13 protein-coding genes are annotated in these 20,932 nt (G+C 67.1%); 9 read left to right on the top strand and 4 right to left on the bottom strand.

Annotation, left to right across the window (positions count from 1 at the left end; all coding sequences use genetic code 11):
* Nucleotides 1–74: 74 nt before the first annotated feature.
* Nucleotides 75–962, bottom strand: coding sequence for an outer membrane protein assembly factor BamD (locus AC3DET_RS14330; protein WP_192202008.1), 888 nt, complete (start codon nucleotides 960–962; stop codon nucleotides 75–77).
* Nucleotides 963–1,079: 117 nt separating this feature from the next.
* Here AC3DET_RS14330 and rluD point away from each other — a divergent pair, with 117 nt between their 5' ends.
* The 4 genes from rluD (at nucleotide 1,080) to AC3DET_RS14350 (ending at nucleotide 3,981) form a co-directional block, all read left to right on the top strand.
* The gene (rluD, locus tag AC3DET_RS14335) at nucleotides 1,080–2,054 is read left to right on the top strand and encodes a 23S rRNA pseudouridine(1911/1915/1917) synthase RluD (protein WP_337731502.1); all 975 of its coding nucleotides are present in this window, start codon (nucleotides 1,080–1,082) and stop codon (nucleotides 2,052–2,054) included.
* On the top strand, nucleotides 2,051–2,821 hold the full coding sequence (gene pgeF / locus AC3DET_RS14340; protein WP_488392049.1) for a peptidoglycan editing factor PgeF: 771 nt from the start codon (nucleotides 2,051–2,053) through the stop codon (nucleotides 2,819–2,821). The genes rluD and pgeF overlap by 4 nt, the downstream gene beginning before the upstream one ends.
* The gene (locus tag AC3DET_RS14345) at nucleotides 2,806–3,345 is read left to right on the top strand and encodes a DUF4166 domain-containing protein (protein WP_488392050.1); all 540 of its coding nucleotides are present in this window, start codon (nucleotides 2,806–2,808) and stop codon (nucleotides 3,343–3,345) included. The genes pgeF and AC3DET_RS14345 overlap by 16 nt, the downstream gene beginning before the upstream one ends.
* A gap of 219 nt (nucleotides 3,346–3,564) precedes the next feature.
* The gene (locus tag AC3DET_RS14350) at nucleotides 3,565–3,981 is read left to right on the top strand and encodes a thiol-disulfide oxidoreductase DCC family protein (RefSeq protein WP_488392051.1); all 417 of its coding nucleotides are present in this window, start codon (nucleotides 3,565–3,567) and stop codon (nucleotides 3,979–3,981) included.
* 297 nt (nucleotides 3,982–4,278) lie between these two features.
* Here the strand turns inward: AC3DET_RS14350 and AC3DET_RS14355 are convergent, their stop codons facing one another.
* The gene (locus tag AC3DET_RS14355; protein ID WP_337731498.1) at nucleotides 4,279–6,699 is read right to left on the bottom strand and encodes a TonB-dependent receptor plug domain-containing protein; all 2,421 of its coding nucleotides are present in this window, start codon (nucleotides 6,697–6,699) and stop codon (nucleotides 4,279–4,281) included.
* A 184-nt stretch (nucleotides 6,700–6,883) separates the two neighbouring features.
* On the opposite strand from AC3DET_RS14355, the gene AC3DET_RS14360 reads away from it, so the two are divergent.
* From AC3DET_RS14360 to AC3DET_RS14380, 5 genes are all read left to right on the top strand, one after another.
* Nucleotides 6,884–7,357: a DUF3574 domain-containing protein gene (locus tag AC3DET_RS14360; RefSeq protein ID WP_337731497.1), complete on the top strand. Its 474-nt coding sequence runs from the start codon at nucleotides 6,884–6,886 to the stop codon at nucleotides 7,355–7,357.
* Nucleotides 7,358–7,448: 91 nt separating this feature from the next.
* Entirely contained in the window at nucleotides 7,449–9,032 is a 1,584-nt protein-coding gene (locus AC3DET_RS14365; protein ID WP_488392052.1) for a SulP family inorganic anion transporter, read from the top strand.
* 161 nt (nucleotides 9,033–9,193) lie between these two features.
* Nucleotides 9,194–11,803, top strand: coding sequence for an ATP-dependent chaperone ClpB (clpB, locus tag AC3DET_RS14370; protein ID WP_488392053.1), 2,610 nt, complete (start codon nucleotides 9,194–9,196; stop codon nucleotides 11,801–11,803).
* Nucleotides 11,804–11,957: 154 nt separating this feature from the next.
* Nucleotides 11,958–14,204: an EAL domain-containing protein gene (locus AC3DET_RS14375; protein ID WP_488392054.1), complete on the top strand. Its 2,247-nt coding sequence runs from the start codon at nucleotides 11,958–11,960 to the stop codon at nucleotides 14,202–14,204.
* 168 nt (nucleotides 14,205–14,372) lie between these two features.
* Nucleotides 14,373–16,604, top strand: a complete 2,232-nt coding sequence (locus AC3DET_RS14380; RefSeq protein ID WP_446538124.1) for an EAL domain-containing protein — start codon at nucleotides 14,373–14,375, stop codon at nucleotides 16,602–16,604.
* 9 nt (nucleotides 16,605–16,613) lie between these two features.
* Here the strand turns inward: AC3DET_RS14380 and ybaL are convergent, their stop codons facing one another.
* Nucleotides 16,614–18,302, bottom strand: coding sequence for a YbaL family putative K(+) efflux transporter (ybaL, locus tag AC3DET_RS14385; RefSeq protein WP_337731492.1), 1,689 nt, complete (start codon nucleotides 18,300–18,302; stop codon nucleotides 16,614–16,616).
* Between the two features lie 170 nt (nucleotides 18,303–18,472).
* Nucleotides 18,473–20,863 carry a TonB-dependent receptor plug domain-containing protein gene (locus tag AC3DET_RS14390; protein ID WP_337731491.1) on the bottom strand — a complete coding sequence of 797 codons (2,391 nt, stop codon included), beginning with the start codon at nucleotides 20,861–20,863 and terminating at the stop codon, nucleotides 18,473–18,475.
* Between the last annotated feature and the right edge of the window lie 69 nt (nucleotides 20,864–20,932).

Raw genomic sequence — 20,932 nt, forward strand, 5'->3', positions numbered from 1 at the left:
GCATGCAGGGCGCGCAGGCATCCGCACATGAAAAAGGGCCTTGCGGCCCTTTTCCGTTTCCGTGTCCGGTTGGATCAGTCGTCGTTGCGCCTGTCGGCGGTATTGATCGACTTCTCGGCGCCGAACGGGTTCAGGCGACGCACCATCCACGGGTAGTCGGGCCACTTGCCGGCCAGCCAGGGGTGCTGCGGATCGTTGATTTCCAGCACGCGCTTGGCGTCGGCGGCGAGGGTTTCGTTGCCCAGCTGGGTGTAGGCCTCGGCCAGCACGGCGATGGCGTCGTTCTGGTGGCTGCTCTGCGGGTAGGTTTCCAGCAGGTACTTGGCGCGGCTGGCGGCGGACACCCACGCATCGCGGCGCAGGTAGTAGATCGCGGTGTCCAGCTCGTGCAGGGCGAACTGGTTGCGCAGCACGCTCATGCGCTGGCGCGCATCGGCGGCATAGCGGCTGTTGGGGTAGTTCTCGGCGACCCGGTTGAGGTCGTTGTAACCCTGCATCGGCGTGGCCAGGTCGCGACGGCTGGCTTCCAGGCGCCAGACCTTCTGCAGGAACACCGTGTCGCGGTTGGAGTTGGCCAGCCCGCGCAGGTAGTACATGTACGGGACGTTGCGATGGGTCGGATAGGTGCGGATGAAGCGGTCGATGGTGGTGACCGCATCGTCCAGCTTGCCCGACTTGTACTCGGCGTAGGCCGATTCCATCAATGCCTGTTCGGTGTAAGGGCCGTACGGATACTGGGCGATCAGGCGGCGGAAGTTCTGCAGGCCGCGGTCCCAGTTGTTGTTCATCATCGCCTGGTGGGCTTCCTGGTACATCACCTCGACAGGCTGGTTTTCCGCTGCTTCCTTCTTCTTGAAGATCTTGCCGCAGCCGGTCCCGGCGAAGGCGATTACCAGCGCCAGCAGGACGAAACGGGCGGGCGCGGAACGGCGGGTGGAGCGGGGAAGGGCACGCTGGGTCATGGGCTGGCGGCAGGCCGCGGCAGGGAAACAGGCTGTCGATGATAGCCTAGGCGCCGCCTTCGCCATGAACAATCGGCCAATACGGACCGAGCATGGCCTCCCTGGATGTCTTTCCGCATGACCGATACCGATTCCCCCGACAGCCTCCGCACCGCCATCGTGCCCGCCAGCGCGGCCGGCCGGCGCTTCGACGCCGCGCTGGCGGAGCTGTTCCCCGAGTTCTCCCGGTCGCGCCTGACCGAGTGGATCAAGTCCGGCAACGCCCTGCTGGACGGCCAGGTGGTGCGCCCGCGCGACCCCGTGCGCGGCGGCGAGACCGCCAGCCTGGACGTGGTACTGGACACCCAGACCCACGCACTGCCCGAAGACATCCCACTGGACGTGCTGTACGAGGACGAGCATGTGTTCGTGCTGGACAAGCCTGCCGGGCTGGTGGTGCATCCCGGTGCGGGCAACCCCACCGGCACCCTGGTCAACGCGCTGCTGTTCCGCGACCCGTCGCTGTCGGCGCTACCGCGCGCCGGGATCGTGCACCGGCTGGACAAGGACACCTCCGGCGTCATGGTGGTCGCACGCACCGTGCCGGCGCATACCTCGCTGGTGGCGCAGTTGGCCTCGCGCGACGTGCACCGCCAGTACCTGGCCGTGGTGGTCGGGGCGATGGTCTCAGGCGGCACGGCGAATGCGCCGATCGACCGCCACCCGCGCGATCGACTGAAGATGGCGGTGCGCGAGGATGGCCGCGATGCGGTTACCCACTACCGCCTGCGCGAACGCTTCCGCGCGCACACCGCGCTGGAGTGCCGGCTGGAAACGGGCCGCACGCACCAGATCCGCGTGCACATGGCGCACATCAAGTACCCGATCATCGGTGATCCGCTGTACGGCGGGCCGCTGCGTTTGCCCAAGGGCGCCAGCGAGGAACTGATCGCCGTGTTGCGCAGCTTCCGGCGACAGGCGCTGCATGCCGAGACCCTGGAGTTCGCTCACCCCGCCACCGGTGAACCGGTCCGCGTCACCGCGCCGGTACCGGCCGACATGGTGGCGCTGCTGGCGGCCCTGCGCGCGGACAGCAAGGCGCAGCGCGGATGAACCGCGCGCCGGTCGTGTCCGCCGGCTGGTCTGCGCCTCCCGGCGTGCATGCCTTCACCACCTTGCGTCATGGCGCGGGATGTTCGGCGGCACCGTTCGACACCTTCAACCTCGGCAACCGCTACGCCGCCGATGGCGATGACCCGGCCACGGTGGCGCGCAATCGCGCGCAACTGGTCGAACTCGCCGGCCTGCCGTCGGTGCCGCACTGGCTGAAGCAGGTGCATGGCATCGACGTGCTGCGTGTGGATGCGCCTGCCGATCCGGATACCGACGAACCGGTGGCCGACGCGCTGGTGACGGCGACACCCGGCGTGGTACTGGCCATCCTCACCGCCGACTGCCTGCCGGTGGTGTTCGCCGCGAAGGACGGCAGCGAGATCGCGGCCGCGCATGCCGGCTGGCCCGGCCTGTCGAAAGGGGTGCTGGAAACCGCGCTGGACGCGATGACGACGCCGGCGGCGGAGGTGATGGCGTGGATAGGTCCGGCTGCGGGGCCGCGGCGGTATGAAGTGGGCAAGGACGTCTTCGACGTGTTCGTCGCACACGATGCGGATGCCGAAGCCTGCTTCGTGCCGACACGCGAGAACCATTGGCTGGCCGATCTGCCGGCGCTGGCACGCCGACGGCTGGCCGCGCATGGCGTGACGCCTGCGGACATCCACGGCGGCGATCTCTGCACGATCAGCGAGCCCGCGCGCTTCTTCTCGCACCGCCGCGATGGCCGCAGCGGCCGCATCGCCACGCTGGCATGGATGCAGCCGTAAGGTCGTTGTTCGCGCAGGTGCTGGGGCCGGCGTTCGACGGGCTGCCGGTGCCGGTGCGCGCGTTGCACATGGCGCAGGGCGTGAATCGATATCGGGGTGGCGTCGAGGTCGAGCGCGGCGGTCGATGGCTGTCACGGCTGATCGCCGCGGCCACCCATCTTCCGCCGCCTGGCGCCGGCCCGCTATGCGTGGAGATCGAGGCATCGCCTGACACCGAGCGTTGGACGCGCTTCATCGGCGGGCGTGCGATGCCCTCGCGCCTGTGGCGCGACGGTGAGGTGCTGTGCGAGCGGCTGGGCCTGGCGACGTTCGGCTTCCGACTGGAGGTCGTGGACCACGCCATCGCATGGCGCGTCGTTCGGGTGAGTGTGTTCGGCGTGTCGTTGCCGGCGCGTTGGTTCACGGGCGTGGGCGCACGAGAGTTCGGCGAGGACGGGCGCTACCGGTTCGACGTCTGGGCGTCGTTGCCGTTCACCGGATTGTTGGTGCACTACCGCGGGTGGCTCGATGTCCGCGACGCGTGATGGGCCTTCCTTCTCCCCGCGCGCGGGGGAGAAGGTGCCCGGAGGGCGGATGAGGGGCGCTTTTCGTCGCTCGCAAGACGAGCGTATGTCCGTGCGTCGCCTGTTGCATCACCGCAGTGGGCCGACGGATGGCGGACTCCGTTCGCCCCTCACTCGTCGTTGGCACTCTCCCCCCGCATGCGGGGAGAGGGGAGCCCTCAAGCGTCACGGAGAGGTTGAATGACCCCAAACGACCCCTCCGCTGCACAAGGCCCCATCATCGTCTTCGATGGCATCTGCGTGCTGTGCAATGGATGGGTACGCTTCCTGCTGAAGCATGATCGCGTGGGACGTTATCGCTTCGCCGCCATGCAGTCGGACGCAGGGCGCGCGCTGCTGGCAGGGCATGGGCTGGATCCCGACGATCCTGCGTCGTTCCTGCTGGTCGATGGTCATTGCGCATGGACCGACAGCGATGCGATCCGTCGCGTGCTGATGGGATTGGGCGGTGCGTGGCGGCTTGCCCTGGTGATCGCCCTGGTGCCGCGTGGTGTGCGCGATCCGCTATACCGCTGGATCGCGCGACACCGGTACCGGTGGTTCGGGATGACGGCATGCCGGGTGCCGACGGAGGAGGAGCGGGCGCGCTTCCTGTAGGAGCGGCTTCAGCCGCGACCGCACGGCGACCGTGCTCGTGATGATGCCTGTCGCGGGCGATGGCAGCCGATGCGCATGTGTTTCCTGCGGCGTGCAGGTATCCGGTCGCGGCTGAAGCTGCTCCTACAGGTTGTTCGTCATCCGGGCGCGTGGCGGCGAGTTCTTCATGCTTGGCTGCAAGGCGGCGTCCCTGTTGTTCACCGTCCGGGCGCATTGCGATGCGTTCGTGGTCTGCGGCCCCCGGACGATCAGTTCGTCGAGCCGCCTCCGTGAGGGAGGCGGCGATGCCCGTGGCACTCAGAAGGTGTAGCGCACCCGCGTGTAGTAATACGCACCGTTGCTGCCGATCGGCGACAGCACGTCGTAGGGCAGGTTGCCGAAGTAGGCGATGTCCGCGCTGGACAGGTCCGGGTACTCGTCGGTCAGGTTCAGGCCGCCCAGCGCGACGCTCCACTGCGGCGAAAACCGGTATTCCACTTCCGCGTCCAGTTGCCACTCGGCGCCGTAGGTCTGTTCCGGCTCGAAGCCGCCGCCGAAGTTGAACACGCGCTTGGCGCTGCCATGGCGGCTGACGCGTCCCAGCAGCGACCAATCGGTGTTGTTCCAGCTCGCGGTGAAGATGCCACGCGTGCGCGGTGCGGCATCGGTCAGCGTGTTGCTCTCCTCAACGCCGAACAGCACGTAGGTGGGGTCGATGGCGAGCAGTTCGGCGGGCGTAACGGCGATGTTCTTCAGTTCCGTCTTCGCGTAGCTGTAGGCGCCGGTCAACAGCAGGTTGCCGTCACCCAGCACCTGCCGCCAGTTGGCCACCAGCTCCGCACCTTCGGTACGGGTGTCGGCGGCATTGATGAAGAAGTTGGCGCTCTGCACGCCCGGCACGCCGAAATTGTCCAGCACGAAATCGGTCAGCGCATCGCCGGTGATGCGTTCCGTGATCGCCACGCGGTCGTCGATGTCGATGCGGAACACGTCCAGCGATACGTCGAAATGCTCACCGATGCGGCTGGTGAAGCCGAGACTGAGGTTCAGCGCCTTCTCGGGGTCCAGGTCCTGCGCGCCCAGGGCGCGGGCGATGGGGTTGTTGACCGACAGCAGGCGGCCCTGGGTGAGTTGGCCGGACGCGTCGTAACCGGTGGAGGTGGATTCGAAGCCGATCTGGCTCAGCGACGGTGCGCGGAAGTTGTTCGACACCGAGCCGCGCAGCGCGAAGGCGGGCGCGAACTCATAGCGGGCGGCCAGCTTGCCGGTCAGTTCGCCGCCGAAGTCGTCGTAATGTTCGTAGCGCGCGGCGATGTCGGTGGTGAATTTCTCGCCCCATTGGCTGCTGAGGCTGGCGTAGACGCTGGACACATCGCGGTCGAGGTCGGCGGTGTCCTGCGGCGTCAGCCCGCCGCCGGCCTGCGAGCCGGTCGGGCGGTCGGTGAAGGGACCGGCTGCGTACGAGGCAGGATCGCCTGCGCCGGTCTCGAAGGTTTCATGACGGAACTCGAGGCCGGTGGCGAACGTATGCGCGCCGAACACGCGGCTCAGGTCGAGGTTGGCGAGCGTCTGTGCGGACTCGTAGTCGCCGGTCTTGAAGCGCGTGGGACTGCTGGGGCCCAGCGAGGCGTTGAGCGAATTGCGCAGCCGGTAGGTGAATTCGTTGCGGCCATGATTGAGGCTGGCGTCGTAATCCCATTCGCCCCATTGGCCGCGCACGCCGGCCACCCCGGCCAGGTCGAGGTTCTCGCCTTCGGAGATCGGGCGGTAGCCGTTCGGATAGACCTCCTTCCAGTTCGCCACACCATCGGGGTAGCGGAAGTAGTTCGCGCCTTCGGTATCGCTCTGGTGGTAGGTGCCGAAGGCGTACAGCTCGGCCGATTCGCCCAGCGGCACGGCCGCGTTGAGCCACGCGTTGATGTCCTTCGAACTGCCGTCGCCCAGCACGTAGTTGCGCTGGCCGGCCAGGGCGAGGTTGTCCGGGGTCTGCTCCTCGAAGAACGGGATCTGGTCGAAGCCGGCGCGGTTGGTGCCTTCGCGCTGCTTGTACTCCAGGCCCACGCGGAAGAAGCCGCCGTCGCCGATGCGGTCGCCGACCTGCGCGCTGAAGAAGCCGGTCTGGCCGTCGGTGACGGTCTGGTCGATCGGCTCCACCTTGGTGTGGTGCGCGCCATAGCTGGCTTCGATGGCGCCGCCTTCCGGCGTGTCATCGAGGATGACGTTGATGACGCCGGCGACGGCATCGGAGCCGTACTGCGCGCCAGCGCCGTCGCGCAGCACTTCGATGCGCTTGATCGCGCTGACCGGGATGGCATTGAAGTCCACCGGCGTGTTGCCCTTGCCGATCTTGCTGTCGGTGTTGACCAGCGCGCTGGTGTGGCGGCGCTTGCCGTTGACCAGCACCAGCACCTGGTTGGGGCTCAGGCCACGCAGCTGCGCGGCGCGGATGTGGTCGGCGCCGCCGGAGTTGGACTGGCGCGGGAAGTTCAGCGACGGCAGCAGCGCCTGCAGCGCACTGCCGAGCTCGCCGTTGAGCACGCCGGCCTGGCGGATGTCTTCGGCGGTCAGCACATCGATGGGCGAGGTGGATTCCAGCGCGGTGCGGTCGGTGGCGCGGGTGCCGGTGACGATCACGGCGTCCAGGTCGGTGGCGCCGGCAGGCGCGGTCTGGGCATGGGCGGGGACGGCGAGCGCCAGCACGATGGCGGCGCCGAGCGGAGCAAGGACGGGGTGGGACATGCGGGTCTCGTGGGGCGAGGGAGGGAGCAGGGCGGAGTCTATCGCTATATTGCGATGAAGCGATATATTAACCGCCGCTGCGGACCGTGTGTCATCTCCGCTCTCCATCACCTTATGCCGCCGCGTCATATGGCCATCGCGGCGGCATGCTCCATCCTGTCCTTCTCCCACGAGGTCTTCCCCCATGTCGCACCGTGCTGTCTGGCTGCTGGTCCTTCTTGCGCTTGCCGGGTGTGCGTCCACGCCGCCTGTCGCATCGCCCTCTGCCACCACCGCCACGCTGGAAGGCGACACGTTGCGTCCGGCCAGCGCGAGTGGCTGGGTGCGCAGCGAGCTGTACTTCGGGGTGGGAGAGGAGACGGGACCGGCGGACCGCCCCCAGGCCGAGCCCATCACCGAAGCGACGTGGCGCGCCTTCCTCGACAAGGAAGTGACCTCGCGCTTCCCGGACGGCCTGACCGTGTTCGATGCCTACGGCCAGTGGCTGTTCCGTGGTGCGAAGGAACCCAATCGCCTGAAGACCAAGGTGCTGGTGGTGCTGCACGAGGACACGCCGCAGCGCCGCGCCGATGTCGAGGCGATCCGCCTGGCGTGGAAGCAGGCCACCGGCCACCAGTCGGTGCTGTGGTCGCGCCACGCGGTGGACGTATCGTTCTGAGTCGATCTGCTCCTTCCCCCGCGTGCGGGGGAAGGCGGCTTATCCTGTGGTCCGCCATTCCCTCCTTTCCCTTTTCCTTCTTCGGCCTCCCATGACCGCATCGGCTTCTCCCGTGCGCCGCTGGTTCGTTCCCGGCGACCTCAACGGTTTCTTCGGCCTGGTGGTGGACAACCTGTCCATCCTCGGCTTCATTGCCGCCGCATTGATCGGCATCTTCCAGTTCCCGGCCGAGGTGGTGTTCACCCGCATGTTCCCCGGCACCGCGCTGGGCGTGCTGGTCGGCAACCTGATCTATACGTGGATGGCGCACCGGTTGTCGGCCAAGACCGGGCGCGATGACGTCACCGCGATGCCGCTGGGCCTGGACGCGCCCACCAGCATCGGCATGGCGCTGCTGGTGCTGGGCCCGGCCTTCGTCGGCTTCAAACAGGCCGGCCTGGACGAACAGGCCGCGGCCACTGCCACCTGGCAGCTCGGCATGGCCTCGCTGGTGGTGATGGGCGTGCTGAAGCTGGTGCTGTCGTTCTTCGGCGATGCGGTCACGCGGGCGGTGCCGCGCGCGGGCCTGCTGGGCTCCATCGGTGGCGCGGCGCTGACGCTGCTGGGCTTCCTGCCGCTGATCGAAACGCTGCGTCAGCCCATCGTCGGCTTCGTCACCTTCGGCCTGCTGCTGTATGTGCTGGTGGCCAAGGGCAAGTTGCCGGTGAAGATCCCGGGCGTGCTGCTGGCCTTCATCGTCGGCACCACGCTGTACTACGCGCTGGGTCTCGCTGGCCTTGGCGCGCCGGGCTTCAAGGTGCCGGACGCCGTGCCGCTGGCGGTGACGCTGCCGTTGCCCACGCTGGGCTGGCTGGACGGCCTGGCCTACACGGTGCCCTACCTGCCGCTGCTGCTGCCGTTCGGCCTGCTGATGGTGGTCGGCGGCATCAACGTCAGCGAAAGCGCGCGCGCCGCCGGCGACGACTACCGCACACGCGACGTACTGCTGGCCGAGGCGGTGTCCACCCTGGTCGCGGGCTTTTGCGGGGGCGTGGCGCAGACCACGCCCTACATCGGCCAGCCTGCGTACAAGCACATGGGCGCGCGCAAGGGCTACACGCTGCTGACCGGGCTCTTCATCGGCCTGGGCGGCGTGCTGGGCTACGTGTCGGGGCTGGTGCAGTGGCTGCCGGTCGCCGTTCTGGCGCCGATCATCGTCTACGTGGGCCTCGACATCACCGTGCAGGCCTTCACCGAAACGCCGCGCAAGCACGCCATTGCAGTGGCGCTGGGCTTCCTGCCGTCGGTGGCCTACCTGCTGACGATCAAGTTCGGCAATCCGGCGTGGATCGCTCCCGACCATTTCGCTGGCCTGTACGAAGGCGTCGATGGCCACGGCCTGCCCGACCTGGCCACCATCGTGACACTGGGCAACGGCTTCATCATCACCGCGATGATCTGGACCACCGCGCTGGTGGCGATGATCGACGGGCGCAACGGCCGCGCCGTCGTCGCGCTGCTGGTCGGCGCGGTGCTGACGCTGTTCGGCATCATCCATTCGGTCGACCCGCGCGGTGGCATCTATCTGCCGTGGGACGTGGAAGGACTGCGCGCGACGATCCTGTGGCAGTTCGCAGGGGCCTACGCCGCGCTGGCCGTGCTGCTGGGCCTGCTGTCCTTGCAGAAGAAAGCGTAGGGCGGGCCCTGGCCCGCCATTCGGCACGTGCAAGAAGGTGGGCCAGGGCCCACCCTACGGTGAATCCGGGTCTCAGTCGGCCTTGAAACACCGCTGCTTAACCTCATCTGGGTAGCATCGGCTGGCGTTCGCCGGCCCCTACTTTCCTTGAGGTTCTCCCGATGCGGATGGACAAACTGACCTCGCGTTTCCAGCAGGCGCTGGCCGACGCGCAATCGCTGGCCGTGGGCCGCGACCACACCATGATCGAACCGGTGCACGTGCTCACCGCGTTGCTGGAACAGCAGGGCGGCAGCACGCGTCCGTTGCTGTCGCAGGCCGGCGTCAACGTGCCCCTGCTGCGCGAGCGGCTGGGCGAAGCGCTCGACAAGCTGCCCAAGGTGACCGGCCAGGCCGGCAACCTGTCCATCGGCAACGACCTGTCGCGGCTGCTCAACGTCACCGACAAGCTGGCGCAGGACAGTGGCGATACCTACATCGCCAGCGAGTGGTTCCTGCTGGCTGCGCTGGACGACAGCGGGGCCGCCGGGCAGGAACTGAAGGCCAGCGGCGCCGACAAGCAGAAGCTGCGTGCCGCCATCGATCGTCTGCGCGGGGGTGAGAAAGTGCAATCCGAGAATGCCGAAGACCAGCGCCAGGCGCTGGAGAAGTACACCATCGACCTCACCGAGCGCGCGGAGATCGGCAAGCTGGATCCGGTGATCGGCCGCGACGAGGAAATCCGCCGCACCATCCAGGTCCTGCAGCGCCGCACCAAGAACAATCCCGTGCTGATCGGCGAGCCCGGCGTGGGCAAGACCGCCATCGTCGAAGGCCTGGCGCAACGCATCGTCAACGGCGAGGTGCCGGAAGGCCTGAAGGGCAGGCGCGTGCTGAGCCTGGACATGGGCGCCCTGATCGCAGGCGCGAAGTTCCGCGGTGAATTCGAGGAGCGCCTGAAGGCCGTGCTCAACGACCTGGCCAAGAACGAAGGCCAGATCATCCTCTTCATCGACGAACTGCACACCATGGTCGGCGCCGGCAAGGCCGAAGGCTCCATGGACGCCGGCAACATGCTGAAGCCCGCGCTGGCGCGTGGCGAACTGCACTGCATCGGCGCGACCACGCTGGACGAATACCGCAAGTACGTGGAGAAGGACGCCGCGCTGGAGCGCCGCTTCCAGAAAGTGTTCGTCGGCGAACCCAGCGTCGAGGACACCATCGCCATCCTGCGCGGGCTGAAGGAGAAGTACGCCGTGCACCATGGTGTGGAGATCACCGACCCCGCCATCGTCGCCGCGGCCACGCTGTCGCACCGCTACATCGCCGACCGCCAGCTGCCCGACAAGGCCATCGACCTGATGGACGAAGCGGCATCGCGCATCCGCATGGAGATCGACTCCAAGCCGGAAGAAATGGACCGCATGGAGCGCCGGCTGATCCAGCTGAAGATTCAGCGCGAAGCACTGAAGAAGGAGAAGGACGCGCAGTCGAAGCAGCGCCTGGCCGATCTGGAGACCGAGATCGAATCGCTGCAGCGCGAGTTCAACGACCTGGAAGAAATCTGGAAGGCCGAAAAAGCCACGCTGACCGGCGCGACCAAGATCAAGGAACAGATCGAGCGCGTGAAGCTGGAACTGGAAGCCGCACAGCGAAAGCAGGACTACGCGCGGATGAGCGAGCTGCAATATGGCCAGCTGCCGGAACTGGAGAAGCAGCTGGCGGCCGCGCAGGAGGCCGAGCAGAAGGGCTTCCGTCTGCTGCAGGACAAGGTCACCGACGAGGAGATCGCCGAGGTCGTCAGCCGTTGGACCGGCATCCCGGTCAGCAAGATGCTGGAAGGCGAACGCGAGAAGCTGCTGCAGATGGAGCAGTCGCTGCGCGGCCGCGTGATCGGGCAGGAGGAGGCGATCAAGGTCGTGTCCGACGCCGTGCGCCGTTCGCGCGCCGGCATCTCCGATCCCGACCGACCCAGTGGCTCGTTCCTGTTCCTCGGTCCGACCGGCGTGGGCAAGACCGAGCTGTGCAAGGCGCTGGCCGAATTCCTGTTCGACAGCAGCGATGCGATGATCCGCATCGACATGAGCGAGTTCATGGAGAAGCACGCGGTCAGCCGCCTGGTCGGTGCGCCCCCGGGCTACGTGGGCTACGAAGAAGGCGGTTACCTGACCGAGGCCGTGCGTCGCCGCCCGTACAGCGTGATCCTGCTGGACGAGGTGGAGAAGGCGCACCCGGACGTGTTCAACATCCTGCTGCAGGTGCTGGACGACGGACGCCTGACCGACGGCCAGGGCCGCACGGTGGACTTCCGCAACACGGTCATCGTGATGACCTCCAACCTGGGCTCCAGCCTGATCCAGGACATGAGCGATGGTGGCGGCGCGGGCGACACGCCGGAGAGCTACACGCAGATGAAGGCGGCGGTGATGGGTGTGGTGCAGGCGCACTTCCGGCCCGAATTCATCAACCGTCTGGACGACATCGTCGTGTTCCATCCGCTGGACAAGGCGCAGATCCGCGAGATCGCCCGCATCCAGACGCGCTACCTGGCCAAGCGCCTGGCCGAACGCCAGATCGTGCTGGAACTCGACGACTCGGCGCTGATGCTGCTGGGCAATGTGGGCTTCGATCCGGTGTATGGCGCGAGGCCGCTGAAGCGCGCGATCCAGGCGCAGCTGGAGAATCCGCTGGCCCACAAGATCCTGTCGGGCGAATTCGGAGCAGGCGACAAGGTGCGTGTGCACGCCGACGGCGGGCACCTGCAGTTCGAGCGGCGCACTGCGGACGTCTGACCGGTGAAGGGTGACCGCGCCATCGTGCGCGGTTCAAATCACACTTGCATGCGCGGTATCGCGCATGCACGAATGCCAGAGTAGTGTGCCTCCCTAGCGGGGGTAGCACGTCGATGCGTGCATCCCGTCATCACGTGAAGGGATGCGCGCCACGATGGACACACGACCCCGTGCCTGGTGGATTGATGCTGGCCTCGTATCGCTGGCCTGTCTGGTGCTGCAGAGCATCGAGGTCGGGTATGGCGCGCACTTCTTCGGTGAACGCTGGCAGGGCGGACAGGCCTCGCTGCTGCACGCCCATGCCGGCCTGCTGATGGCGATCGCCCTGTTGGGGGGCGACTGGCGGGTGCTGGCAATGGCGTTCCTGGCCAATTTCGTGCAGTGGTGGTGGCGTGCGCAGCTGCAGATGCCGCTGTCGCCCCTCTACATCGTGGCCGTTGCCGCGGCGATGATGCTGCAATGGCGCTGGACCGTGGCATGTGCAGGATGGGCCGGCGGCCCCATGGGCCGTCGCCGACGCATGCAGGTGTCGGGCATCGGGCGTTACCTGCTCGTGTGCCTGCTGCTGTTTCCTTTCGGCTGGGCGACCCTGGCAGCCGCGCTGTACACATTGATCGGGCAGGGCCCGCCCGTAGTGGCGAGCGCGTCGCTGCAACTACTGCTCGCCAAGCATGTCGGCGTGGGCATGCTGACATTGCCCTTTCTGCTGGTATGGAGCGATGAGCGCCTGCGACAGGTTCCCGGGCATCGCTGGTTCGTCATCGTGGCATGGCTGTGTCTGGTGCTGGTGGTGGGGGCGCTGCTTGAGCACTCGAGCGATGGCGTGATCCGGCCATGGCTTGAACTGGTTTACGAGTACCGCACGTTGATCGGCGCATTGATGGCCATCGCCATGCTGCTCTGGCGCGTGGAGTATTCGATGCCGTTGCTGACGGTGACCCACCTGCTGTTGTTGCATGCGCTGACGGACCAGGCCCAGCAGGCCGAGTCTGCCATGCAGATGCAGCGCCTGCTGGTGCACATGGTCGAGTGCAATTTCATGGTGCTGGTGCTCGCATTGCTGTTCCTGCTCAACCGCGAACGCATGGAACGCTATCGCCATGTGCGCAAGATGGGACGGCATGATGCGAGCAGCGGACTGGCCAATGCCCACGCCCTGCAGGAAGCCTGGCGAATGCTTCCCGCGACGCCGCCCGTCATGGGCTTCCTGCTGCTTGATCAGGTGGAACGTGTCCTCGGCAGCTATGGCTGGCGCGCCGAAACGCTGTTGCTGCGCGAAGCGGGGCGGATCATGGCACCGCTGGCGCGCACCTTTCACCTGGGGGGTGGGCATTTCGTCCTGCTGCCACGCCAGCTTGCCGGCACGGGCGGCGACGCGTGCGCCTGGGACGACATCCTGAAACGCCTGCAGGGGCATGTGTTCCAGTGGAAAGACGCGCAATTGCGACTGAACCCCTATCTGGGCCTGGTGCGACCCGAACGGCTGGGCGCGCAGTCGCTGGACGAATGTCTTGCCAACGCGTGCGATGCAGCCCTGTGCGCACGTCGCGAGGGGGAATGCAGTCCGATGCACTACGTATCCACGCGGGAGGGGAGCGCCGTGTTGGCGAGGCAGCATCGGCTGGTGGCCTCCGCGGAGGCCCTGGAGTGCGTGCACGCAGGGCGCATCGAACTGCATCTGCAGCCTATCGTCCGTATTGATGGAGGCGCCGCGCTGTCCGGGTTCCAGGGCGAGGTGTTGTGCCGCCTGCGCACAGCGCAGGGGCGGCTGCTGATGCCGGCCGAATTCATCCCCGACCTGGAGGAGAGCGGCCATGTGGCGGATCTGGACATCGCCGTCGTCGAATGCCTGTTCGACTGGCTGAAGGCGCATCCCGACGCCATGCCCGGTATCGCGCGCCTGGGCATCAACCTGAGCGGTCGCAGCCTGGCGTCTGCCTCGTTCCGCGCGCGTTTTGCCGACCTGTTGCGATGCTCGCCGTTGAATCATCGCGCGCTGTGCTTCGAACTGACCGAGACCGCCGTGATCGCGAGCCAGGATTCCGCCCTCAAGCTCTTCCAGGAGCTGCGGGCACATGGCTGCCGGTTGGCGCTGGATGATTTCGGCAGCGGAGTGCAGAACTTCGAGCGCCTGAAACAGGTGCCGGTGGACAGCCTGAAGATCGATGGCCAGTTCATCCGCCACTTGGATAGCGAGCCGGGTGACCTGGAAATCGTGCGGGCGGCCGTAGCGGTCGCCAAGGCTCACGGCCTGGCGACGGTTGCCGAATATGTGGAGAACGCCAGCCAGGTACTGCAGTTGCGCGCACTGGGGGTGCAGTGGGGGCAGGGCTACCATCTGGGTCGCCCCCGCCCCATCTTCGACTGGCTGCTGCCCGATTCCGGCCTCCACGCGCGCTGATGTTCGTTTCCTGATGGTGGCCGGCCGGCGCCGCCCATCCCGTTGAGCCTGAATCTGGGCAAATGCGATGGCGATGGCCTGCCCTCAGGAATCCGTGGCAGGATGGCGACGCGTCGGGGGACCAGCAGACTGATGGTTGCCAACGGTGTCCACAGGGAAGAGCACGGAATGGGTGGAAGCACGAAAGTGCTCCTGCTGGGTGGGCTGTGCCTGCTGTTGCAGCAGATCCCCGTCAGCTACCGCATCGATTTCTTCGGCGAGCTGGCCCACGCTTCACTGGTCCACCTGCATGCGGGCCTGCTGCTGGCCATCGCCATGCTGGAAAGGGACCGCCGCGTGGTGGCGGGCTGTTTCCTGCTGACGTTCGTGGGTTGGACCGTGCGCCAGCTTTATTTCGACCAGTGGCAACCGGGTCCGGTGCTTGCCTGGGGTGCGGCCAGCTATCTTTTCACGCTGGGCTGGAGCCTGGCGTGCGCGCGATGGATGCGGTGGCCGCGTGCGCCCGGCCAGCGCGTGCAACGGCGCGACCTGGTCCGGTTCGCTTCGATAGGCCTGTTGCTCTATCCGCTGGTGCTCGCGCTTGCCGGCTTCAGCATCGCGGCGATTTCGACATCCGCGCTGGCCATCAGTTCGGCGTTCCAGATGTTCTTCGCCAAGCAGTTCGGCGTGGCCGTGGTGACATTGCCGCTGGTGGTGGCGTGGCGGGAACGCGGGTATCCCGCGCCCAGGCTAGATGCTGCTTCGCACTGGATGTGGCCGGTCGCGCTGGCGGCCGGGCTGGTGCTCAGCGTGTGGATGGCGGTGCTGGTGCGGCAGGCCTACATGGCGGACGGCACCGCGCCGCGCATGGTGCTGATGGACTACCGCTTCGCGCTGCTGCTGGTGTTGGGCTGGAGCATGCTGCGGTTGTCGTCGCGGTGGGCGATGGCGGCCCTGTCGCTGACCTTGCTGCTGCTGGTGGGCATGGTGGCGGGCACGGCCGAATACGCGAACAGTCCGGTGGGCTTCTTCAACCTGCTGCACATCACGCTGGAGTTGAACATCCTGCTGCTGGCGATGATGTACCTGTGGCTGACCAACCGTGACCGCTTCGAACTGGCCGAACGACTTTCCAGCGAGACCCTGCGCGACCAGATCACCGGCCTGCCCAACCTGAAGGCGTTGCGCGAGCGGGTGGCGCGGCCGCTCGCGCGGACCGAACTCGGGTACCTGCTGCTGGACCAGACCGACACGCTGGTGGCGGGCTTCGGCCTGGATACGCAGGCGCAGGCGATGAATGCGACCGCACGGCGCCTGGAGGACATCGTGGAGACGTATTACGTCGGCACCGGCCAGTTCGCGCTGCTGCCGAAGTTCTCGCGCGACGCCGATCTGTGGGAGCGGGTCATGGCGCGCGTGGAGCACGCGGAGATCGATGCGGGCGGGCAGCCGATGCGCTTGCTGCCCTACCTGGGAGTGGCCGCGTTCAACGGTACGCAGGCGAGCGTGATCGATGCGGCGGTGGTCGCCGCTTCGCATCTGGCCTTCGAGGCTCGCCACCACGGCGAACTGAGGCCCCGCTACACCGATATCGGCGATAGCCAGTTGCGGCGCACGCATCGCCGGCAACTGCACGACGCCACCGAGGCCCTGGCGAGCCTGCGCAACGAGCGCGTGGTGTTGTACTTCCAGCCGATCCGCGAACTTGCCGATGTCCATGGCGAGCCACGTGGGCTGACGGGGGAGGTGTTGTGTCGCTTGCTGGATGAGCGGGGCGAGATCATGTCGCCCGCGCGCTTCATGGCGCCGCTGGAAGCGGCTGGCCGGGGTGCGGAACTGGACCTTGCGGTCGTGCGCGCGTTGTTCCGCCTGCTGCGCAAGTCGCCCGCCGCGCTGCCGCATTGCCGCGAGATCGCGATCAACCTGACCGGCCAGAGCCTGGCCTCGATGAGTTTCCAGGTGGAACTGCGCACCCTGCTGGCAGGTTCGCCGTTGCCGATGAGCGCGTTGTGTTTCGAAGTCACCGAAACTGCCGCCATCTCCAACACGGCCGCCGCCAGCCACCTGCTGGCCGACCTGCGCGCGCTGGGCTGCCACATCGCCATCGACGATTTCGGCACCGGCATGCAGAGTTTCGCGCGCCTGCGCGAGCTCCCTGTCGACGTCATCAAGATCGATGGCTCGTTCGTCCGCAACGTAGCCCAGTTGGGCAAGGACCATGCGGTCGTGCAGGCATCCGTTGCCGTGGCCAACGCCTTTGGCGCGATCACCGTGGCCGAGTTCGTCGAGGACGAAGCCACGGAGCACTGCCTGCGGCAACTGGGCGTGCAGCGCGTGCAGGGTTACCTGTACGGTGCCCCGCGGCCGTTGGCCGAGGTGCTGGCGGAAACTGCCGCAGAGGCCGCCGTTTTCCGCAGCTGATCCGTCGGCTCAGCCATTGATGCGTTGCGGGCGGTAGGGCGGTGTCGACATCACCATCTCCGCCAGCGAGAACGCCAGTTCGCGTTCGGCCAGCACGGCACCGTCGGCACCGTGCTCGAGCAGATGCTTCACTTCGCCCTCGCTGTGCGCGCGGGCGAGCAGGGTCAGCGAAGGATTGATCGCACGCAGCTTGGCCAGGGTCTCGCCGGCCTCCAGGGGCTGGGGAATCGCCAGTACCGCGATCTTGGCGCGCTCGGGATGCGCTTCGGCCAGCACCTTGTCGGCTGCCGCGCTGCCGCGGATGGCCGGAATGCCGGCATCGTGCGCGCGTGCCACGTGGTCGCCATTGTCGTCGATGACGATCAGCGGTACGCCGCGGTCGCGCAGTACGCGCGCCAGTTCGCTGCCCACACGGCCGTAGCCGATGATGATGGCGTGGTCGGTGACGTCCAGCGATGGTCCGGGCGGTATCTCGGGCTCCGCCGGCACCGGTGCCAGCGCCTCCTGCTTCTTCTGCCAGCGGTCCAGCCATGAGAACAGGAACGGGTTGGCGATGATCGACAGCAGCGAGCCGGCCAGGATCAGGTCGCGGCCTTCCGGGGGCAGGATCTTCAGCGAGACGCCCAGGGCGGCGAGGATGAAGGAGAACTCGCCGATCTGCGCCAGGCTGACCGAGATCGTCAGCGCGGTGCCGGTGGGGTGCTTGAACGCTTTGACGATGTAGTACGCCGCCACCGACTTGCCCACCACGATGATCCCGAAGGTGGCCAGCACCTGCCACGGATGCGCCACCAGGATCGCCGGGTTGAACAGCATGCCGACCGATACGAAGAACAGCACCGCGAAGGCATCCCGCAGCGGCAGCGAGTCGTTGGCCGCCTTGTGGCTCAGCTCGGATTCGTTGAGCAGCATGCCGGCGAAGAACGCGCCCAGTGCGAACGACACCCCGAACAGCGTGGCCGAGCCGAACGCCACGCCCAGGGCGATCGCCAGCACCGACAGCGTGAACAGCTCGCGCGAACCGGTGGCGGCGATCTTCTCCAGCGTCCACGGAATCACCCGGCGGCCGACCACCAGCATGAAGGCGACGAAGGCGCCCAGCTTGATCAGCGTCCACACGATGGCCACTGCGAAGGTGCCGAAGCTGGCGGGTTCGCCGCCTGCGGTGTCGCCGAAGGTTTCCGCCAGCACCGGCAGCATCACCAGCGCCAGCACCATCGCGATGTCTTCCACGATCAACCAGCCCACCGCGATGCGGCCGCGCTTTGTATCCAGCAGGCGTCGGTCCTCCATCGCGCGCAGCAGCACCACGGTGCTCGCCACCGACAGTGCCAGCCCGAACACGAAGCCGTTCAACGGCGTCCAGCCCATGCCCCATGCCAGCGCCCAGCCCAGCGCCGTGGCCACGACGATCTGCGCGATGGCGCCGGGGATGGCGATCGCCTTGACCTCCAGCAGATCCTCCAGCGAGAAGTGCAGGCCCACGCCGAACATCAGCAGCATCACGCCCAGTTCCGACAGCTGGTTGGCCAGTTCCTGGTCGGCCACGAAGCCGGGCGTGAACGGACCGACGAAGATGCCTGCAAGCAGGTAACCGACCAGTGGCGACAAGCGCAGCTTGTGGGCGATCGCACCCAGCACGAAGGCCAGGGCCAGCCCCACCGCGATGATGTTGATCAGGTCGGTGTCATGATGCATCGATGGGCGTTTTTCCTCGGCATGAGCGTCGAGTGTCGCCGATGCGGACGCTCCGCCGCAAACCGGCACGGGCCATCGGGCGTGTCGTGTTCCGCGCCTTTCGTCATCACCACAACGGAAACGCCCCGCACGGGGCGGGGCGTTCCGGGTGCATCAGGCAACGCAGCGTGTTACCACGTGTAAGCGATGCGCCCGTACACGTACGCGCCGTTGAAACCGCCCGGCGACTGGCTGCTGTAGGGGAACTGGCCACTGTTCGAGTTCGGGAAAATGGTGCGGTCCGGATACTCGTCCAGCAGGTTGTCCGCGCCCAGCGTCAGCGTCCAGTTCTCGCTCGGGCGGTAGCTGGTCGAGGCATCCAGGATCCACTTGGCGCCGTAGGTCTGGTCGTTGACCGGATTGCCGGTCTCGCTGACGCGGGTGGTGAACTCGCCGTAGCGGGTGGCGCCGAAGGTGAAGTCCCAGCGTGCCAGGTTCCATGCCGCCGTCAGCGTGGTCTTGTCGCGCGGATAGCCTTCCTCGATGCGACCCTGCTCATCGCGGCCGATGCGCCACAGGTTCGCGCCCAGGGCGGTCAGCTCCGGTGGATTCGGTGCGATGCGCTGGATCTCGGTCTTGTTGTAGTTGTAGCCGGCGGTCAGAGCGAGGCTGCTGTTGGCCAGCGGCACGGTGTACTGCGCGATCACGTCGACACCGCGCGTGCGGGTGTCGGCCGCGTTGGTGAAGTAGCGCGCACTGGTGACACCATTGACGCCGAGGCTGGCCAGCAGCGCCTGCGCCGCCGCGTTGCCGCCGAGCAGCAGGTTGGAGGACAGCACGATGCGATCATCGATGTCGATCTGGTACGCATCGATGGTGACGTACAGGCGGTCCACCGGCTGCAGCACCAGGCCAAGTCCGTACGACAGCGAGGTCTCGGCGGTCAGCGCATCGGCTCCCAGCGCCTGCGCGACAGGGCCGGTGGCGGGGAACGTGCCCGATTCGAAGAAGCGGTCGAGGGTGGCGTTGTACTGCGATGTCACCACCTGGTAGTACTGCTGCGCCAGCGCCGGCGCGCGGAAGCCGCTGGCCACGGTCGCGCGCAGCGCCACCGCATCGGTGAAGGCATAGCGCGCCGACAGCTTGCCCGACACCTCGCTTCCGAAGTCGGAATAGTCCTCGTAGCGACCGGCGATGCCGGCTGAGAACTTCTCGGTCAGGTCGGCTTCCAGGCCCACGTAGGCCGCATAGCTGTCGCGGTCCGAATGCACCGCGTTGGCCGGTGTGAAGCCACCGAAACCCTGTGCGCCGCTGCCGGTGTAGGAGGCCAGTTCGCCAGGCGACTGGTTCCACTTCTCCTCGCGGTACTCCGCGCCGAACGACAGCGTGGCCGGATACGCCAGCCCGATCTCAAGCGCCTTGCTGATGTCGGCGTTCAGCACGTTCTGGGTGTACTCCAGCGCGCCGTCGTAGAAGCGACGCGGGCTGGTCGCGCCCAGGCTGTAGTTGATGCTGTTCTGGGTGTGGAACTTCAAATGGTTGTAGCCGTAGTTGTAGCTGACGTCCCACTTCCAGCCGCTTTCGGTGTCGCCCTTGACGCCCGCCACCAGCGAGCGGTCCTGCGAGAGCTGGTTGATCTCCGGTACGTAACCTTCCGGATACACCTGCGGCACCAGCGCGTTGTGGCCGATCGAGCGGTAGAAGGCGAACGAGACGATGTCGCGGTTGCTGGCGATGGCGGTGGCGTAGGCGCTGACGTTGTCGCTGAAGTCGAAGCCTGCGTTGGCCGACACCGCGCCGGCATCCACCTGCGGATCACCGTAGACGAAGGCCACCGTGCCGATGGCGGGATTGTTGCCGGTGTTGGGCGCGGTGCCCTGGTAGGGACCGGCGCGGTTGGTTTCGTCCTGCTGGGTCAGCTGCCCCGCGACGTGCACGAAGCCGCGACCGCCGCCGAAGGACACCCCGGTGTCGCCGGACAGCTGCGTGCTGCGCCCGTCGCCGGCGGAATAGCCGCCCACATCCACCGCGAGGCGGCCGCCTTCGCCCGCGCCCTTCAGCACGATGTTGACCACACCGGCGATGGCATCGGAACCGTACTGCGCCGAAGCGCCGTCGCGCAGCACTTCCACGCGTTCGATCGCCGACACGGGGATGGCGTTGAGGTCCACCGCCGACGAACCGCGGCCGATGCTGCCGTTGACGTTGACCAGCGCCGAGATGTGGCGGCGCTTGCCGTTGACCAGGATCAGCACCTGGTCCGGCGACAGGCCGCGCAGCTGCGCCGGACGGACGCCGCTGGTGCCGTCGGTGACGGCCGGGCGCGGGAAGTTCAGCGAGGGCAGGGCGCGTGCCAGTGCCGTTGCCAGTTCGGTGGTGCCGGTGGCCTGCAGGGCCTCCGGCGTGATGATGTCGATCGGCGACTGCGATTCGGCGACGGTGCGGTCGGAGACGCGCGTGCCGGTGACGATCAGGGTGTCCAGCGTGCGCGCCTCGGCAGGGGCGGATTCCTGGGCGAATACGGCGGGGGCGACCAGCGCCAGGCTGATGGCGAAGGTCAGGGGCGACAGCTTGCGGGTCATGGGGGCTCCGGGAAGGACTGCGAAGTGATGCTTGAAGTGGATCAGGGCTTGCAAAGTTTCCTTTGAAAC

The organism is Pseudoxanthomonas sp. 97-1-1 (genome assembly GCF_057773125.1).

Bases quoted from the DNA above. Each gene is read 5' to 3' on its own strand.
- AC3DET_RS14330 (WP_192202008.1), bottom strand. From the start codon at position 962: ATGACCCAGCGTGCCCTTCCCCGCTCCACCCGCCGTTCCGCGCCCGCC.
- rluD (WP_337731502.1), top strand. From the start codon at position 1,080: ATGACCGATACCGATTCCCCCGACAGCCTCCGCACCGCCATCGTGCCC.
- pgeF (WP_488392049.1), top strand. From the start codon at position 2,051: ATGAACCGCGCGCCGGTCGTGTCCGCCGGCTGGTCTGCGCCTCCCGGC.
- AC3DET_RS14345 (WP_488392050.1), top strand. From the start codon at position 2,806: ATGGATGCAGCCGTAAGGTCGTTGTTCGCGCAGGTGCTGGGGCCGGCG.
- AC3DET_RS14350 (WP_488392051.1), top strand. From the start codon at position 3,565: ATGACCCCAAACGACCCCTCCGCTGCACAAGGCCCCATCATCGTCTTC.
- AC3DET_RS14355 (WP_337731498.1), bottom strand. From the start codon at position 6,699: ATGTCCCACCCCGTCCTTGCTCCGCTCGGCGCCGCCATCGTGCTGGCG.
- AC3DET_RS14360 (WP_337731497.1), top strand. From the start codon at position 6,884: ATGTCGCACCGTGCTGTCTGGCTGCTGGTCCTTCTTGCGCTTGCCGGG.
- AC3DET_RS14365 (WP_488392052.1), top strand. From the start codon at position 7,449: ATGACCGCATCGGCTTCTCCCGTGCGCCGCTGGTTCGTTCCCGGCGAC.
- clpB (WP_488392053.1), top strand. From the start codon at position 9,194: ATGCGGATGGACAAACTGACCTCGCGTTTCCAGCAGGCGCTGGCCGAC.
- AC3DET_RS14375 (WP_488392054.1), top strand. From the start codon at position 11,958: ATGGACACACGACCCCGTGCCTGGTGGATTGATGCTGGCCTCGTATCG.
- AC3DET_RS14380 (WP_446538124.1), top strand. From the start codon at position 14,373: ATGGGTGGAAGCACGAAAGTGCTCCTGCTGGGTGGGCTGTGCCTGCTG.
- ybaL (WP_337731492.1), bottom strand. From the start codon at position 18,302: ATGCATCATGACACCGACCTGATCAACATCATCGCGGTGGGGCTGGCC.
- AC3DET_RS14390 (WP_337731491.1), bottom strand. From the start codon at position 20,863: ATGACCCGCAAGCTGTCGCCCCTGACCTTCGCCATCAGCCTGGCGCTG.